Source organism: Kitasatospora sp. NPDC058243, from assembly GCF_042882025.1.
Lineage (GTDB): Bacteria > Actinomycetota > Actinomycetes > Streptomycetales > Streptomycetaceae > Kitasatospora.
The window spans coordinates 25,418-44,458 of the sequence record NZ_JBHVWW010000051.1; the positions used below are offsets into that span (position 1 = coordinate 25,418).

Annotated in this window: 1 protein-coding gene; it reads right to left on the reverse strand. The window is 77.2% G+C overall.

Annotation, left to right across the window (positions count from 1 at the left end):
• Window positions 1-22 precede the first annotated feature (22 nt).
• Window positions 23-18,913, reverse strand: coding sequence for a non-ribosomal peptide synthase/polyketide synthase (locus tag ACFVX9_RS27730; RefSeq protein WP_387984102.1), 18,891 nt, complete (start codon window positions 18,911-18,913; stop codon window positions 23-25).
• Window positions 18,914-19,041: the final 128 nt, after the last annotated feature.

A 19,041-nucleotide genomic window follows, 5' to 3' on the forward strand; every position in this document is an offset into this window, starting at 1 on the left:
GTCGTCGGATCCTCACCGTTCGTCATCGTTCGTCATCGTCGGGGCCGCCGGACGCGGCGTCCTCGAGTTCGCTCAGCACCTGGTCCTCCACCAGTTCCGCCAGGGCGGCCACGGTGCGGGAGACCAGGACGTCGCGGGGGGTGAGCGTGACGCCGAAGGCATCGTTGGCGCGGGAGGCGATCAGCAGGGCCCGCATGGAGTCGCCGCCCAGTTGGAAGAAGTCGTCCGTCACGCCCACGGCCGTCCGCAGGGTCTCGGCCCAGATCTCGGCCACGGCCTCCTCGGTGGGCGTGCGGGGCGCCAGCCGGCCGGGCCGCTGCTCCTCCTCGGGTGCGGGGGCGGGCAGCGCGGCGCGGTCGGTCTTGCCGCTCGCGGTGAGCGGGAAGCGGTCGAGGACGGCGAAGGCGGAGGGGACGAGGTGGCCGGGCAGGGAGCGGGCGGCCAGGGCGCGCAGTTCGGCGCCGGTCGGCGGTTCGGCGCCGGGGGCCGCGAGCAGGTGGGCGACCAGGCGGGGCAGCCCGGGCTCGTCCTCCCGCACCGTCACCACGGCGTCCAGCACGGCCGGGTGGCGCACCAGGACGGCCTCGACCTCGCCCGCCTCGATGCGGTGGCCGCGCAGCTTGAGCTGGTGGTCGGTGCGGCCCAGGTAGTGCAGTTCGCCCCGGTGGTCGCGGCGCACCAGGTCGCCGGTGCGGTACATCCGGGTGCCGGGCGGCCCGTACGGGTCGGCGGTGAAGCGGGCGGCGGTCAGGCCCGGCCGGCCGAGGTAGCCGCGGGCCAGGGCCGGTCCGCTCAGCCACAGTTCGCCGGTGACGCCGTCGGGCACCGGCCGGAGCCGGGCGTCCAGGACGTAGGCGCCGGTGCCGGGCAGCGGGCGGCCGATCGGCGGCGCGGCGCCGTCCGGGGCCAGCGGCGCGGACCAGGCGGCGACCACGGTGGCCTCGGTGGGGCCGTAGGAGTTGACCATGCGGTGGTGCGGGGCCCAGCGGGCCACCAGGTCGGCGCCGCACGCGTCGGCGCCGACCACCAGGGTCCTCAGCGCGGGCAGCGTGCCGGGGGTGTCGGCGGGCAGGGTGGCGAGGGCGGCCGGCGGCAGCAGGGTGTGGGTGATCGCCTCCGTCCGGAGCACCTCGGCCAGTTGGGCGCCGAGCAGCGGCCCGGGTGCGGGCACCACCAGCCGGGCGCCGTGCGGCAGGGACATGCACAGTTCGAGCACGGAGGCGTCGAAGCTGGGAGTGGCGAAGGCCAGTACCCGGTCCCCCGGGGCGACTTGGTAGTGCTCGGCCTCGGCGGCGGCGAAGGCGGCCAGCCCGCGGTGGGTGAGGACGACGCCCTTCGGGGTGCCGGTGGAGCCGGAGGTGTAGATGACGTAGGCGGGGTCGTCCAGGTCGAGCGGGCGGAGCCGGTCGGGGTCGGCGGGGCGGTGGTCGGGGGCGCCGTCCGGCGGGGCGGCCAGCAGCGCCGCGACCTCCTTGGCGTCCAGGGTGAGCGCGGGCGCCGCGTCGCGCAGCATGAACTCGACGCGCTCGTCGGGGTAGTGGGGGTCGACCGGCAGGAACGCGGCACCGGTCTTCGCCACCGCCAGCTGGGCGAGCACCATGTCCGCCGAGCGCGGCAGCAGGAGGGCGACCACCTCGCCGGGGCCGGCGCCGCGCGCGATGAGCCGGTGCGCCAGGCGGTTGGCGTGCGCCTCGACCTCGGCGAAGGTCAGCTCCAGTCCGGGGGCGCTCAGCGCCGGGGCGTGCGGCCGGCGGTCCACGGCGGCCTCGACCAGGGCGGGCAGGGACGCCGGGGGCACCGGGCCGCCCGCCGGGCGGGCCGGGCCGCGCAGCAGCCGCTCGCGTTCCCCGGGCGGCAGCAGGTCGAGGTCGTCCAGGCGGGCGGCGCCGTCCGAGCCGGCCAGCGCGGCGAGGGTGTGCAGCAGCTGGGCGGCCAGTTTCTCGGCGGTGTCCCGGTCGATGTACCGGGGGTCGTGGCCGAGTTCGACGGCGAGCCGGTCGCCGGGCGAGACGACCACGGTGAGCGGGTAGTTGGTGGCCTCCCTGGCGTCCAGTTCGCGGATCAGCAGGCCGTGGGCGCCGGCCGTCGCGTCCCCGACCGGGTAGTTCTCGAAGACCACCAGGCTGTCGAACAGCGGCGTCCCGGGCGCCAGCCCGCTCAGGCCGTGCATCGCGGCCAGCGGCAGGTGGTCGAACCGGCGGTCCTCGGCCTGCTCCTCCTGGAGCACGCGCAGCCAGGCGGCACAGGGCTGTGCGCCGTCGACGGTGACGCGGGCGGGCAGGGTGGTGATGAACAGGCCGACGATGGCGTCGGAGCCGGCCAGGTCGGCCGGGCGCCCGGAGACGGTGGTGCCGAAGCACACCCGCTGCTCCCCGCTCCACCGCGACAGCAGCAGCGCCCAGGCGCCCTGCACCAGGGTGTTGAGGGTGAGCCGGTGCCGGCGGGCGAACTCCTGGAGCCGGTCCGTCTCGGCCTCGGCCAGGCGGTGCGAGAGCCAGGCGCCGGAGCGGGCCGTGTCGCCCTGGGCGGGCCTGCGGTCGTAGGGCAGCGCGGTGGTGGTGAGGTCCGCCAGGACGCCGCGCCAGTGCTCCGTGGCGGCGGCGGTGTCGCGGGCGGCGAGCCAGCCGACGTAGTCCGCGAAGGGCCGGCGCTCGGGCAGGCCCGGCCGGTCGCCGCGGGCGAGCGCGGCGTGGGCGGCCAGGACGTCGGACAGGACGTGGAAGACGCTCCACCCGTCGAGCAGCACGTGGTGGAAGGTCCACACCACGCGCGCCGCGTCCGGGCCGAGCCGGATCAGGTCGAGCCGCAGCAGCGGGGCCCGGTCCAGGGCCAGCGGGCGGGCCCGCTGGTCGGCGAGCAGCCGCTCCAGGCGGGCTTCGCGCTCGGCTTCCGGCAGTACGCTCCAGTCGTGTTCGGTGACCGGCAGCGTCGCCTCCCGGTGGACCACCTGGAGGGGTACGGGCACGTCGCGCAGGACGACGGCGGTGCGCAGCACGGGGGTGCGGTCGACGACGTGCTGCCAGGCGGCGGCCAGCGGCCGCAGGTCGCGGGCGCCGTCCAGCACGAAGGTGATCTGCTCGACGTACAGGCCGTGTTCGGCCTCGTCCAGGCCGTGCAGCACCATGCCGGTCTGGGTGGGGGTGAGCGGCTGGATCTCCGTCACGTCCCGTCCGGTGCCGGCCAGTCGGTCGACGGCGGCCTGGTCCAGGGCGGCCAGCGGGTAGTCGGCGGGGGTGCGGCCGCCCGCGCCGGGTGCGGCGCAGTGGCGGACGATCTCCCGCAGCTCGTCCAGCAGTTCGGCGGCGAGCCGGGCGACGGTGGCGCGGTGGTGCACCGCGCCGGAGTACGACCAGGTGAACGCCAGCTTCCCGTCGCTCACCCGGCCGAGCACGTCCAGCAGGTGCGGACGGTCCGCGGCCCGGTCCATGCCGCCGGTGAGCGGGCCGGCCGGGGCGTGCAGCAGGCCGCCGGGGGTAAGGGTCCGGTCCTGCCGGCCCAGGTAGTTGAAGCCGATCTGCGGCAGGTCGGGCAGCCGCTGCGGCGGGTCGGGCAGCCGGGGGTCGGCGGCGGGCCGCAGGTGGCGCAGGGCGCCGTAGCCGAGCCCGCCGCGCGGTACGGCGCGCAGGTTCTCCTTGACGGTCTTCAGGGCGGTGCCGGTGTCGGCGCCTCGGGGCACGTCCAGGGCCACCGGGTACAGCGTGGTGAACCAGCCGACGGTCCGGGAGAGGTCGACCCCGTCGAACAGTTCCTCGCGGCCGTGGCCCTCCAGGGCGACCGTCACCCGGTCCCGGCCGGTCCAGCGGGCCAGCACCCGGCCCAGGGCGCAGAGCAGGACGTCGTTGACCCGGGTGCGGTAGACCTCCGGGACGTCCTGGAGCAGCCGGCGGGTGTCCTCGGCGTCGAGGGCGAGGTCCAGCGACTCCTCGGTGGCGGCCGTGTTGGCGCCGTCCAGGTCGGTCGGCAGGGCGGTCGCGGCGCCGTCGTCCAGGCCGTACCAGTGGGCGTGCTCGTCGTCGAAGCCGCCGGCCGCGGTGTGCTCGGCGAGCCGTTCGGCCCAGGCCCGGAAGGAGGTGCTCTTGGGGCCGAGGTCGGGCCGCCCACCCGCCCGCAGCGCGCGGTGGGCGGTGTCCAGGTCCTCCAGGAGGACGCGCCAGGACACCGCGTCGACCACCAGGTGGTGCGCGGCCAGCAGCAGGACGGGGTGCCGCTCACCGTCGAAGCGGCACAGCGCGGCCCGCAGCAGCGGCCCTTCGGCCAGGTCGAAGCCTGCGGCCAGGCGCTCGCCCAGCTCGCGCAGCGTCGCCTCGCGCTCCAGCGCCGGGGCGGCGGGCAGTTGATGCGTGCGCAGCTCCGGCAGGTCGCCGGGCGCGGTGCCGTGCTGGCGCCACCGCCCGTCGCCGAGCGGCTGGAACCGCAGGCGCAGCGCGTCGTGGTGGTCCAGGACGGCGGCGAGCGCAGCCCGCAGCAGGGGCTCCTCGGTGTCGGGGGCGAGGGTGAAGGAGACCGACTGGGTGAACTGGGCGGTGTCCCCGCCGAGGGTGTCCAGCAGCCAGTGCTGGACGGGGGTGAGCGGGGCGTCGCCGACCACGGCGCCCTGTTCGGCGGCGACCGCCGGGCTCGGCGACTCCTCGGCGGCGAGGGCGAGTTCGGCCAGGGTCTGGTGGGCGAACAGGTGCCGGGGGGTGAGCGCGAGGCCGGCCCGGCGGGCCGCGGAGACGATCTGGATGCCCAGGATCGAGTCGCCGCCGAGCGCGAAGTAGTTGTCGTTCGCGCCCACCTCGGACACGCCGAGCACCTCGCGCCAGATCGCGGCGAGGGTGCGTTCGGTCGCGGTGCGCGGCGGTCGCTCGCCGCGTGCGGCCGGGGCGGCCCACACCGGGGCGGGCAGCGCACGGCGGTCGAGTTTGCCGGTGGCGCCGAGCGGCAGCCGCTCCAGCGGCACCACCAGCGCGGGCACCAGATGGTCGGGGAGGGTGCTCCCGAGGAAGGCGCGCCACTCGACGGGGTCGGGCAGTGCGCCGTCGCGGGCCACCGCGTAGCCCACCAGGCGCCGGTGGCCGTCGTGGTCGACGACCCGGGCGGCGGCCGCCGACACCTGCGGGTGGCGGGCCATCGCGGCCTCGACCTCGCCGAGTTCGATCCGGAAGCCGCGCACCTTGACCTGGTCGTCCGCGCGGCCGAGGTAGCAGAGGTCGCCGGCGGCCGTCCAGCGCACCAGGTCCCCGGTGCGGTACATCCGGCGCCCGGGCGGGCCGAAGGGGTCGGGCAGGAACCGGGCGGCGGTCAGGCCCGGACGGCGCAGGTAGCCGCGGGCGACGCCGGTGCCCGCCAGGTACAGCTCCCCCGGCGCGCCGACGGGCACCGGGCGCAGCCGGTCGTCCAGGACGTAGGCCCGGGCGCCGCCGACCGGGCGGCCGATCGGCGGGTCGCGGTCGGGGTCGGCGGGGTCGCAGGCGAAGGCGGTGGCGTAGACGGTGGCCTCGGTGGGGCCGTAGATGTTCAGCACCCGGCAGCCGGGGACGGCCTCGCGCAGCCGGCGCACGGTGCGGGCGGGCAGGGCCTCGCCGGCCAGGACGACGGTGTCCGCGCCGAGGTGCACGGCGTCCTCCGCGAGGAGGCCGCCCAGGGCGGAGGGCACCGCGCTGAGCAGGCCGGCCCGCCACGGCCCGGGGCGCTCGGCCAGGGCCAGCAGGTCCCGGACGAGCTCCACGCAGCCGCCGGCGAGCAGGGGCGAGAAGATCTCGAACACCGACACGTCGAAGTTGAGCGAGGTGGCGGCCACCACGTGGGCCAGGCCGTGGTCGGCGAACTCGGCGGCGGCCCAGTCGGTCAGGGCCAGGACCGAGGCGTGGGCGACCACGACGCCCTTGGGGCGGCCGGTCGAGCCGGAGGTGTGGATGACGTACGCGGGGTGCTGCGGCAGCAGGGCGCCGAGCCGTTCGTCGTCGCGCACGGCGTCGGGGCGGGCGGCGGCGAGCCGTTCGGCGCACCCCGGGTCGTCGAGCACGATCCGGGTGAACGGGCCCGCCGGCAGCCGCCCTCCGGTCTCCGTGTCGGTGACCACGGCGTCGGGCCGGACGTCCGCGAAGAGGAACGCGATCCGCTCGGCCGGGTACCCGGGGTCGACCGGCAGGTAGGCGGCGCCGCTCTTGAGCACCGCCAGCAGCGCCACGGCCAGGTCGGCGGTGCGGGGCAGCGCGAGCGCGACGAACCGCTCGGGCCCGGCGCCGGCCGCGATCAGCAGCCGGGCCAGCCGGTTGGCCCGTTCGTCGAGCTCCCGGTAGGTCAGCTGCACGTCGCCGCAGCGGACGGCCGGGGCGTCGGGCGTGCGGGCGGCCTGCCGGGCGAAGGCCTCGGGCACGGTGTCCTGCGGTGCCTCGACCACCGCCCCGCCGAAGCGGTCGACGAGTTCGCGTCCTCGCAGCGGGTCGAGCAGCGGCAGCTGCGCCGCCGGCCGGTCGAGGCCGGCCGCCATCGCCGTCAGCAGGGTGTGCAGGCCCGCCCCGAGCGCCTCGACGGTCGCGGTGTCGAAGACGGCCGGGTCGTGGTCGAGGCTGACCGCGATGGCGTCGCCGGGGGCGACCACCACGCCGAGCGGGTAGTTGGTCGGCTCCAGGACGTGCTCGGTCTCGACGCCCAGGCCGTGCCGGGTCAGCGCCTGCGCGTCGAACGGGTAGTTCTCGAAGACCACGATGCTGTCGAACAGGGCCGTTCCGCCCGGCAGTTCGCTCCAGTTCTGGAGCTGCGCCAGGGAGACGGCGTCGTACCGGCGGGCCTCCGACTGGGCGTCCTGGAGCTCCCGCAGCCACTCCAGCAGCGAGCGGCCGGCGTCGATCCGCACCCGGGTGGGCAGGGCGTTGATGAACAGCCCCACCATCGAGGTGACGCCCGGGAGTTCGGCGGGCCGGCCGGAGACGATCGTGCCGAAGACCACGTCGTCCCCGCCGCCGTAGCGGGAGAGCAGCAGCGCCCAGGCGCCCTGGAGCACGGTGTTGACGGTCAGCCCGGCCTGCCGGGCGGTGGTCCGCAGCCGCTCCGACAGGTCGTTGTCGAGGGTCACCCGCACCGATGCCGAGGAGGAGGCGCGGTGCGCCTCGGCCGGGCGCCGGTCGCGGGGCAGTTCGGTGGGGGCGGGGAACCCGGCCAGGGTGTCGCGCCAGTACCGCTCGACCCGCGCCGGGTCCTGCCCGGACAGCCAGCGCAGGTAGTCGGCGAAGGGGGCGCGCACGACCGGGTTCGGCCGGCGCCCGGCGGCCAGGGCGGCGTAGCGCTCGCACACCTCGTCGAAGACCTGGGCCGCGCTCCACCCGTCGAGCAGGACGTGGTGGAAGGTCCACACCACCCGCACCCGGGTCGGCGACAGCCGGACCAGGGTCAGCCGCATCAGCGGCGCGGCGGCCAGGTCGAGGCCGGCCGCGCGGTCCTCGGCGAGCAGCCGGGCGGTGTCCCGCTCGATCCGGTCGGCCGGGCGGCCCGTCCAGTCGTGGTGGGTCACCGGGACGGCGGCCCGGTGCTGGACGACCTGGAGCGGCTCGGCGGTGTCCTGCCAGGCGAGCCGGGTGCGCAGCACCGCGTTGGCGTCCACGGTCTGCTGCCAGGCGGCGGCCAGGGCGTGCGGGTCGGTGACGCCGGAGAGGACCAGTTGGACCTGGTTGACGTAGGTGTGGGCGTCCGGGTCCAGCAGGCTGTGGAAGAGCATGCCCGCCTGCATCGCCGTCAGCGGGTACACGTCCGCGACGGAGCGGCCGTCCCCGGCGATCCGGTCCACCGCCGCCTGGTCCAGCCGGGCCAGCGGGAAGTCGGCGGGGGTGCGGCCGCCGGCGCCGGGCTCGGCGCAGTGCGCGACGAGGTCCTCCAGGGCGCGCAGCATGGCGTCCGCGAGCGCGGTGACGGTCCGTTCGTGGTGCCGGCCGGCGCTGTAGTACCAGCCGATCTCCAGCCGGTCGTCCTCGACCCGGGCGACGACGTCCAGCAGGTGCGGGCGCTCGGTGCCGGGCGCCTCCGCGCCGCCGAGGCCGCCGGGGACGGCGCGGACCAGGGCGGCGCCGTCGGCGGACCAGTCGAAGCGGCCCAGGTAGTTGAAGCTGATCCCGGGGGCCGGGGCGTCGGCGAGCTCTTCGTCCCGGGCGAGGTGGCGCAGCGCGCCGTAGCCGAGGCCGCGCTCCGGCACCGCCCGCAGCTGCTCCTTGACGGCCTTCAGCGCGGTGCCCCAGTCCCCGTCCGGGACGTCGAGGGCGACGGGGAAGAGCGAGGTGAACCAGCCGACCGTGCGGGACAGGTCGACGTCCTCGAACAGCTGGTCCTCGCGGCCGTGCCCCTCCAGGCCGATCGCGACGGTGCGCCGTCCGGTCCACTCGGCGAGCACCCGGCCCAGGGCCGTGAGCAGGACGTCGTCGATCCGGGTGCGGTAGACCCCGGGAACCTTGCGCAGCAGGCTCCCGGTGCGCTCGCGGTCCAGCCGGACGGTGACGGCGCGCAGGTCGGCGGCGGTGTTGCCGCCGTCGCCGTCCACCGGCAGCGCGGCCGCGCAGTGCCGGGCCGCCGCCGCCCAGTGGGCGCGCCGGCCCGCGAAGCCGCCGGCCGCGGTGTGCTCGCGCAGGCGGCGGGTCCACTCCCGCACGGAGGTGGTGCGGGCGGGCAGGCGCAGCGGCCGGCCCTCCACGGCCTGCCGGTAGGCGGTCTCCAGGTCCTCCAGCAGGATCCGCCAGGAGACGCCGTCGACGACCAGGTGGTGGACGACCAGCAGCAGCCGGGCGGGCCGGGTGCCGTCGGTGGTGAACAGGCGGGCGGTGAGCAGCGGGAGGGTGTCCAGCCGGAACGCGGCGTGCGCGGCCTCGGTGGCCCGCGCCTCGGCGGCCTCGGCCGCCGCCCGGTCCAGGGCGCCGAGGTCGACGACCTCCAGCAGCTCGGGCACGGCGGCGTCCGCGGGGGCGCAGTGCTGCTGCCAGGCGCCGTCCGCCCCGGTGGTGAAGCGGGAGCGCAGGGCGTCGTGGTGGGCCCACAGGGCGGTCAGGGCGCGGCGCAGGGCCTGCGGGTCGACCTCGCCGGGCGCCTCCACCACGACGGACTGGTCGAAGGCCGCGGCGTACGGCGGGTGCGGGTCGAGGAACCAGTGCTGGATGGGCGTCAGGCCCACCTCGCCGCTGACCGGTTCGGTCCCGGCGACGGTGGCTGCGGTGCCGGCGGCAGCGGCCAGCGCGGCGACGGTGGGGTGCCGGAACAGGTCGCGGGGGGACAGCGCGAGACCGGCGGCGCGGGCGCGGGAGACGACCTGGATGCTCAGGATCGAGTCGCCGCCGAGCAGGAAGAAGTCGTCGTCGACCCCGACCCGCTCCACGCCCAGCAGTTCCGCCCAGATCGCGGTGAGGACGCGTTCGGTGTCGGTGCTCGGGGCGCGGTGGGCGCGGTCGCCCGCCGCCGACCAGTCGGGGGCGGGCAGCCTCCGGCGGTCCACCTTGCCGTTGGCGGTCAGCGGCAGTTCGGCGACCGTGACGAAGGCCGCGGGCAGCATGTAGTCGGGCAGGTCGGCCGCCAGGTGGGCGCGCAGCGCCGTGGCGGAGGGCGGCTCGGCGCCGCCGGCCGGCACCAGGTGGGCGGCCAGCCGCTTGCGCCCCGCGTCCTCGTGGAGCGAGACGACGGCCTCCGCGACGGCCGGGTGGGCGGTGAGCCGTGCCTCGATCTCGGCGGGTTCGATGCGGAAGCCGCGGATCTTGATCTGGTCGTCCGCGCGGCCCACGAAGTGCAGTTCGCCGTCCTCGCTCCACCGGGCGGTGTCGCCGGTGCGGTACATCCGGCCGCCGGGCGGCCCGAAGGGATCGGCGAGGTAGCGGGCGGCGGTCTCGCCGGGCCGGCCCGCGTAGCCGCGCGCGACTCCGGCGCCGGCGATGTACAACTCGCCCGTGATGCCGGGCGGTTGCGGCTGAAGGGCGCCGTCCAGCACGTACACCCGGGTGTCGTCCAGCGGGCGTCCGATCGGCAGCACGGCGGGCAGCCGGTCACCGGGGCGGAAGGCCCGGCGGGTGGCGAAGGTGGTGGTCTCGGTCGGGCCGTAGCCGTCGACCACGGTGAGGTCGGGGCAGGCCTCCAGGACCCGGCGCACGACCGCGCCGGGCACCGCCTCGCCGCCGGTCCACACCTCCCGGGCGCCGCGCAGGCAGCCCGGGTCCTCCTGGGCGAGGAGCCGGAACAGGCCGGCGGTCAGCCACAGGCATTGCACGCCCTGCTCGGTGACGGCGCGGCGGACGGAGGCGGCGTCCAGGTCCTCCGGCGGGGCCAGCACGGCGGTGCCGCCGCGCAGCAGCGGCACCCACAGCTCGTAGGTGGCGGCGTCGAAGGCGTGCGGGGAGTGCACGAGCACCCGGTCGTGGCCGGCGAAGGCACGGTCCAGGGCGAGCGCGGCGACGTCGCGCCGGCGCACCGCGACGCCCTTGGGGGTGCCGGTGGAGCCCGAGGTGAACATCAGGTACTGGACGTTGTCGGGGTGGAGCGCCGGGGCCGCGGCCGGGGCCGGGGCCGGGGCCGGGCCCGGCCGGGCCGCGAAGGTCTGCCCGTCGACGCGAAGCACTTGCCCGTCCGGCCGCAGTTCGCGGGCCATCCGGTCCCCGTGCGCGTCGGTGAGCAGCAGGTCCGCGCCGGCCTCGGCCAGCATCAGGTGCAGCCGCTCGCGCGGCGCCCTGCCGTCCAGCGGCACGTAGACCCCGCCGGTCCGGACCAGCGCCAGCTGGGCGACGACCAGGTCGACGGAGCGGTCCATGAGCACGCCGACCGGGCGTTCGGCGCCGACGCCGAGCGCGGCCAGCCGGCCGGCCAGGGCGGCGGCGCGGGCGTCGAGGTCGCGGTAGCCGAGGCGCTCGTGGCCCGCCTCCAGGGCGACGGCGTCCGGGCTGCGGCGCACCTGCTCGGCGAACAGGTCCGCGATGTCGCGCTCGGTCCGTCCGACGGCGGTGGCGTTCCAGTCGACGAGGATCCGTCGGCGCTCCCCGGCGGTCAGCAGCGGCACGCGCGCGGGCGGGCCCCCGGCGCTCCCGGGCAGTCCCGTCAGGACGGCCGTGAGCTGCCCGGCCATCCGCCGGACGGTGGCCTCGTCGAACAGCCGCGGGTCGTAGCACAGCCGCAGGGCCAGCTCCGGCCCCGGATAGGCCAGCAGGGCGAGCGGGTAGTTGGTGGTCTCGATGCCGTCCAGGTCGCGCAGGCGCAGGCCGTGCGCGGCGGCCGCGTCGTCCTCGACCGGGTAGTTCTCGAAGACGACGATGCTGTCGAACAGGGCGGTCTGCTCGGGGAGGACGGTGGCGGCCCGCAGGCGGGTGAGCGGGACGAAGCCGTGGCGCCGGTCCTCGCCCTGCTCCCGTTGCAGCGTGCGGAGCCAGTCGAGCAGGGTGCCGTCGGAGGGCACGGCCGTGCGGGTGGGCAGGGTGGTGATGAACAGGCCGGTCATCGTCTCGACGCCGGGCAGCTCGGGCGGCCGCCCGGACGAGGTGGTGCCGAACACCACCTCGTCCCGGTTGGCCTGACGGCCCAGCAGGATCGCCCAGGCGCCCTGGACCAGGGTGTTCAGGGTCAGGCCGGAGCTGCGCGCGAGGCCTTCCAGCGCCCGGGTCGCGGCGGCGGGCAGGGTGAACGGCACGGCCCGGGTGGATTCCGCGCGGTGGCTCTGGCGCGGCTCGCGGTCGTACGGCAGCGGCGTCGGCTCGGCCAGCCCGGCCAGGCGCCCGCGCCAGTGCCGCTCGGCCTCCGCCGGGTCGCGCTCGCGCAGCCAGGCCACGAAGTCGCGGTAGGGCCGGCGCTCCGGCACCGTGCCGTACGGGACGGTGCCGAAGGGCTCGGTGCCGGATGGCAGGGTGCCGAACGGGACGGTGCCGGACGGGACTTCTCCCGTCTCCGGCTCGGAGCGGGCCAGCGCGGCATGCACGGCGAACACGTCGGACAGCACCTGGAAGAGGCTCCAGCCGTCCAGGACGAGGTGGTGGAAGGACCACAGCACGCGCACCCGGGTGTCGGAGAGGCGGATGAGCAGCAGCCGCTGGAGCGGGGCCCGGGCCAGGTCCAGCCCGCGGGCCCGGTCGCGGTCCAGGAGCTCGGCCAGCCGGCCCCGGCGCTCGGGCTCGGACAGCTCGCGCCAGTCCAGGTGGGTGACCGGCACGGCCGCCCGCCGCCGCACCACCAGCAGCGGCTCGGGCACCTCCTGCCAGCGGACGTGGGCGCGCAGCACCGGGGTGCGGTCGGTGACCCACTGCCAGGCGGCGGCGAACCGCCCCGGGTCGGGCACGCCGTCCAGGACGAAGTCCAGCTGCTGGAAGTAGGCGCCGCTGTCCTCCTCGGCGAGGCCGTGGAAGAGCATCCCGGACTGGGTCGGCGTCAGCGGGAGGACGTCCTCCACCGCGCCCGGGTCGTCGCCGGTGATCAGGTCCACGGCCGCCTGGTCGAGCCGGGCCAGCGGGAAGTCGGACGGGGTGCGCCCGGCGGCGCCCGGGCGGGCCGCGTACCGCGCGAGGTCGGCCAGCTCGGCGGCGAAGCGCCGGGCCAGGGCCTCGACGGTGTCGCGCCGGTGCACGGCACCGGAGTAGAACCAGCTGAACTCCAGCGCGTCGCCGTCGAGCCGGCCGACCACCTCCAGGGCGTGCGGGCGCTCGACGTGCGGGTCGGCGTCCAGTTCCAGGGGCCGGAAGGTGCCGCGGTAGAGCCCGGCCGCGTCCTGCGGGAAGGACATCCGGCCGAGGTAGTTGAAGCTGATCCGCGCGGCCGGGGCGTCGGGGGCCGTGCCGGGGCGCCCCAGGTGGCGCAGGGCGTCGAAACCGAGACCCCGTCGGGGGACGGCGCGCAGCTGCTCCTTGACCCGCTTGAGGACGCCGTCCCAGTCGGCCCCGGCGGGCACGGCCAGCGCGACGGGGTGCCGGGTGGTGAACCAGCCGACCGTGCGGCTCAGGTCGAGGTCGGCGAACAGTTCCTCGCGCCCGTGCCCCTCGACGTCCACCACGACCCGCTCCAGCCCGCTCGCCCCGCACAGGGCCCGGCCGAGGGCGCTCAGCAGCACGTCGTTGGCCTGGGTGCGGTAGGTGTCGGGCAGGGTGCGCAGGAGGGCGGCGGTGTCGGCGGCGTCGAGGCGCACGGTGACGGAGCGGGCCGAGGCGTGGGTGTCGGCCCCCGCGAGGTCGGCCGGGAACGGGTCCGCCGGGGCGTCACCGTCCTGCGCGGGGACGGCCCGCGCCCAGTACTCCGTCTCGTCCTCGAAGCCGCCGGCCGCCGCGTACGCGCCGAGCCGCTGCCCCCACTGCCGCAGCGGCGAGGACTTCGCCGGCAGCGCCGCCGCCCCGTCCCGGCCGTCGCGGCGGGCACGGTAGGCCGTGTCGAGGTCCTCCGCCAGCACCCGCCAGGAGACCCCGTCGACCACCAGGTGGTGGACGGCCAGGTGCAGGACCGGCGGCTGCCCCGCACCGCGCTCGTGCAGCACGGCGCGCAGCAGCGGGCCGTCGCCGCCCCCCAGGTCGAAGGGGCCGAAGTGCGGGGTGTCGCCGTCCGGGCCGGTGTGCCGGCCCAGGCGGATCCGGGGCGCCCGGTCGTCGATCCGCCAGCGCACGCCGGGGCCGGTACCGGGCTCGCCGTCGCGGGGCTCTGCGGTGCGGGGCTCTCCGACCTCGGGCTCTGCGGCGTCGGGCTCACCGGCCTCGGCCGTGAAGGCCGAGCGCAGCGCGTCGTGGTGGGCGACCACGTCGTTCAGGGCGTCCTCCAGCGCCGCCCTGTCCACGTCGGCGCCCAGCAGGAGGGAGAGCGCCTGGTTGAAGTGCCCGGCGCGCCCGGCGGCCCGGTCGAGCCACCAGCGCTGGATCGGGGTCAGGACGCCCGCCCCGGTGGCGGCCACCCGGGCGGTCACGGCCGGCCGTTCGGCGTCGTCCGCGCACCGGGCCAGCGCGGCGACCGTCTGGTGCCGGTAGAGGTCCCCGGAGGTCACCGCCAGCCCCACCTGCCGGGAGCGGGCCACCACCTGGATGCCGAGGATGGAGTCGCCGCCGAGGTCGAAGAAGTTGTCGTCCGCGCCGACCCGTTCCAGCCGCAGCACCTCCGCCCAGATGGTGGCGAGCGCCTGTTCGGCGGGGGTGCGGGGGGCGACGTGGCGTACGGCGGGCACGGCCGGCCCCGGGTCGGGCAGCCGGCTCCGGTCGAGCTTGCCGTTGGGGTTGAGCGGTAGCGCGGGCAGCGGCACGACAGCCGAGGGCACCAGGTAGTCGGGCAGGGCCAGGCCGAGCGCCCGGCGCACGGCCTCGGGCTCCACCCGGCCGCCCGGGACGGGGACCACGTAGCCGACCAGGCGCCGGTTTCCCTCGCCGTCGGCGACGGTGGCGGCCGCCTCCGCCACGCCCTCGCAGCGCCGCAGCGCCTCCTCCACCTCGCCCAGTTCGATCCGGAAGCCGCGCACCTTGACCTGCTGGTCGATCCGGCCGAGGTACTCCAGCTCGCCGTCGGCGTTCCACCGCACCCGGTCGCCGGTGCGGTACATCCGCTCCCCCGGCACGCCGTACGGGTCGGCGACGAACCGGGCGGCGGTCAGCCCGGGGCGGCCCAGGTAGCCGCGCGCCAGACCGCCGCCCCCGAGGTACAACTCGCCGACCACGCCCGGCGGTTGCGGGCGCAGCCCGGGGTCCAGGACGTACGTCCGGGTCAGCGCGAGCGGCCTGCCGATCGGCGGCGCCTGCTCCGGCAGCCGGTCACCGGCGAACCAGGCGGTGGCGTAGACGGTGGCCTCGGTGGGGCCGTAGATGTTGGCGATCGCGCTGCCGGGCAGGGCGCGCCGCAGGTCGCCCACCGCCTGGGCGGAGAGGGCCTCGCCGGCCAGCACGACGGTGCCCGCGTCGACCGGGGCGGCGCCCCCGGCGAGCAGTCGGGAGATCACCGAGGGCACGCCGCTGACCAGGCCGACGCGGCGCGGGGCCGGCTCCTCGGCGAGGGCGGCGAGGTCGGCGACCACCTCGACGCTGCCGCCCGCCAGCAGCGGGCAGAGCAGCTCGAAGACCGACACGTCGAAGTTGAGCGAGGTGGCGGCGAGCACGTGGTCCAGCCCGCCGGGCCCGAACCGCTCGGCCGCCCAGCGGGCGAGGGCGACGACGCTGCGGTGGGTGATCACGACGCCCTTGGGCCGGCCGGTCGACCCCGAGGTGTAGATGACGTAGGCGGGGTGCTCCGGCAGCAGCGGCCGGAGGCGGTCGGCGTCCGTGAGATCGGCGTCCGCCGAATCAGCGCCCGCCGGGTCGGGGGCGAGGCCGGCGCCGTCCTCCAGCAGCAGGACGGGCCACCCCTCGGGCAGCGCGGCCGCCGTCTCCCGGGTGGCGAGGACCAGCGCGGGCCCGGCGTCCGCCAGCATGAAGCGGATCCGCTCGGCCGGGTAGCCCGGGTCCACCGGCAGGTACGCCGCACCCGACTTGAGCACCGCCCACAGCACCGACGGCAGGTCGGCGGTGCGGGGCAGGCACAGCGCGACCAGCCGCTCGGGGCCCGCGCCCCGGGCGACCAGCAGCCGGGCGAGGCGGTTGGCCCGCCGGTTGACCTCCGCGTAGTCCCGCCGCACCGGGCCGCAGCCGACGGCGGTCCGCCCGGGCGTTCGGGCCGTCTGCGCCTCGAACAGCACGGGCAGCACGGGCAGCACGGTGTCCGGGAGGTCGCGGGCGCCGCGCGCGGGCGGGTTCCAGGAGTCGAGCAGCGTGCGCTGCTCCTCCTCGGAGAGCATGGGCAGTTCGGCGAGGATGCGCTGCGGGCCGTCCGCCATGCCCGCCAGCAGGCGGTGCAGGTGGCTCGCCATCCGGGCCACGGTCCGGGCGTCGAACAGGTCCGTGTTGTACTCCACCGTCAGCGCGCAGCCGTCGGTGTCCTCCGGGGTGAACTCCAGCACCAGGTCGAACCGGGCGGCCGGGCGGGGCAGCGGGTGGTCCTCGAAGCGCAGGCCTCCGGCGGGCGGCGGGGTGGTGGGGCTCTGCTGGACGACCATGACCTGGACCAGCGGGGTGCGGCTCGGGTCGCGGGGCGGGGCCAGTTCCTCGACCACCCGGTCGAAGGGCACCGCGGCGTGGGCGAAGGCGTCCAGCAGGGTGGTGCGCACGCTCTCCACGAACCGGTCGACGGTGGCCCGCTCGTCCACGTCGCCGCGCAGCACCACGGTGTTGACGAAGAAGCCGGTCACCTCCTCCAGCTCCCGCCGGTCGCGCCCGGTGGTGACGGTGCCGAACGCCACGTCCCGCTGGCCGGAGTAGCGCGAGAACAGCAGCGCGGACGCCCCCGCGAACAGGGTGAACAGCGTCGTGCCGCGGCCCGCGGCGAGGTGCCGCAGCCGGGCCACCAGTTCGGCCGGGAGGCGGTGGCGGTGCGCCGCGCCGTTCGTCGTGCGCTGGGCGGGCCGGGGCCGGTCGGTGGGCAGTTGCAGGGGTTGCAGCTCCGCCAGGTTCCGCCTCCAGTAGGCGAGGTCCGGCGCGTCCTCCGCCCCGGCGCCCTCGGTCCGCCGGCGCTGCTCCCAGCGCGCGAAGTCGGGGTACTGGAGGGCGGGGGCGGCGAGCGCGTCCGGTTCGCCGGAGACCTCCGCCCGGTAGAGCGCGGCCAGTTCACGGGTGAGGACGCCCACCGACCAGCCGTCGGTGATGATGTGGTGCTGCGCCAGCAGCAGCAGGTGCTCGTCGGCGGCGAGCCGGACCAGCAGCGCCCGGGCGAGCGGGCCGTCCGTCAGGTCGTAGGGCCGGTTCAGCTCCTCGGTCAGCAGCCGTTCGGCCGCCTCGGCGCGCTCCCCGGCCGGCCGGTCGCCGACGTCCGCGGTGCGCAGCGGCAGGGTGCCCGCCGCCGCGACGCGTTGCACGAGCTGCCCGTCGACGGTGGCGAAGGTGGTGCGCAGCGAGTCGTGGCGGGCGGCGAGCCGGCCCAGGGCCCGGCGCAGGGCCTCCGGGTCCGCCGTTCCGTGCAGCCGCAGGGCCACGCCGGTGTTGTACTCCGTCCCCCCGACGGTGAGGTCGTCGAGGAACCACAGGCGGCGCTGGGCGCTGGACAGCGGCAGCGGCTCCTCGCGCGGGGCGGGCGGGATCGGCTCCGGCGGCGCGGCGGTGTGCCGCTCGTCCACCAGCGGGGCCAAGGCGGCGACCGTCCGCGCGGTGAAGACGTCCCGGAGCGTGAGGCGGACGCCCAGCCGCTCGGCGACCCGGGCCAGGGTCCGGGCGGCGAGGATCGAGTCGCCGCCCAGGTCGAAGAAGTCGTCCGTCGCGCCCACCGCGTCGAGGCCGAGGACTTCGGCCCAGATGGCGGCCAGGGCGCGTTCGCGCCCGGTGCGCGGGGCGACGGGTCCGGCCGCCCCGGGGCGGGCGGGCGCGGGCAGCGCCTGCTGGTCGATCTTGTGCTGCGGGGTGAGCGGCAGCGCGGCCAGGACGACGACGGCGGACGGCACCAGGTGGGCCGGCAGGGTGGCGGCCAGTGCCGCGCGCAGCTCCGCCTGGTCCGGGGCGTGCTGCGGGTCGGTGGGCGTGGCGTAGCCGACCAGGCGTTCGCGGCCCGGCTCGTCCTCCCGGACCACGACGACGGCCTGGTCGACGGCGGGGTGCGCCCGCAGGGCGGCCTCGATCTCCCCCGGTTCGATCCGGAAGCCGCGGATCTTCACCTGCCGGTCGAGCCTGCCGAGGAACTCCAGCTCCCCGTCGGCCGTCCACCGGGCCCGGTCGCCGGTGCGGTAGAGCCGGGCGCCGGACGGGCCGAAGGGGTCGGCGACGAAGCGCCCGGCGGTCAGGCCGGGGCGGCCCAGGTAGCCGCGGGCCACGCCCTCGCCGCCGACGTACAACTCGCCGTCTACGCCAGGTGGTTGGGGCCGCATGGCCGCGTCGAGCACGTACGCCCGGGTGTACGGCAGCGCGCCGCCGATGGGGGGCGTACCGCTGCCGGCGGTCAGCGGGCCGGTCCAGGTGGCGACGATGGTCGCCTCGGTCGGGCCGTAGGAGTTGATCATGCGCCGGCCGGGCGCCCAGCGGTCGACCAGGTCCGCGGGGCAGGCCTCTGCTCCGACGATCAGGGTGCGCAGGTGGCGGCCCGTGCCGCCGGGCACGGTGGCGAGGGCGGCCGGCGGGATGAGGGCGTGGGTGATGCGGTGCTCGTCGAGCACGGCGGCGAGTTCCTCGCCCAGCCAGGGGCCGTGCGGGGGGATCACCAGCGTGGCGCCGGCCAGGACGGAGATGAACAGTTCGAGGACGGAGGCGTCGAAGCTGGGCGAGGAGAACTGCAGCACCCGGTCGCCGGGGCGCACGGCGTAGTGCGCGCGGGCCGCCTCCGCGAAGCCGCCGATGCCCCGGTGGGTGACGACCACGCCCTTGGGCGTCCCGGTGGAGCCCGAGGTGTAGATCACGTACGCCGCGTGGTCGGTCCCGCTCGGGCCCGGCAGCGCGGTACCGGTCGGGCCCGCCAGGCCGGTGTCGGGCGTGTCTGCGGCGCCGGCCGGGTCCGTCTCCAGCAGCGCGCGGACCCGGGCCGGATCGTCCAGGACGACGGCGGGGGCGGCGTCGGCGAGCATCAGCGCCCGTCTCCCGGCGGGGTAGGCCGGATCCACGGGCAGGAAGGCGGCGCCCGTCCGGGCGACCGCCAGCTCCGCCGCGACCAGTTCCATGGAGCGCGGCAGGACCAGCGCCACCGTCCGGTCCGTCCCTGCGCCGCGCCGTGCGAGGTCGCGGGCCAGGCGCTCGACCCGGTCGGCCAGTTCCCGGTACGTCCAGCTGCGCCGGCCGTCGGTCACCGCAGGCGCGTGCGGCGCGCGGTCCACCTGGGCGGCGAACAGCGCGTCGAGCGTCCGGTGCGCCGGCGGCGGGGCGGCATCGCTCCCCGGGGCGGCACCGGTCCCCGGGGCGCCAGGGGTGTCGCCGGCCTGCGGCGGAGCGGACGAACGCACGGGCTGGGCAGGCCGGTCGGTCATGGCGGAAGGTCCTTCCGGACGGGGAGGAGGCGATGCGGGCGCCGGGGCAGGCGGGGGCCGGCCCTCGGGCCCGGGGGGAACCGGGCCGGGGGAACGGAACGAGCCGGGGGTGAGCCCGGTGGAGCGGC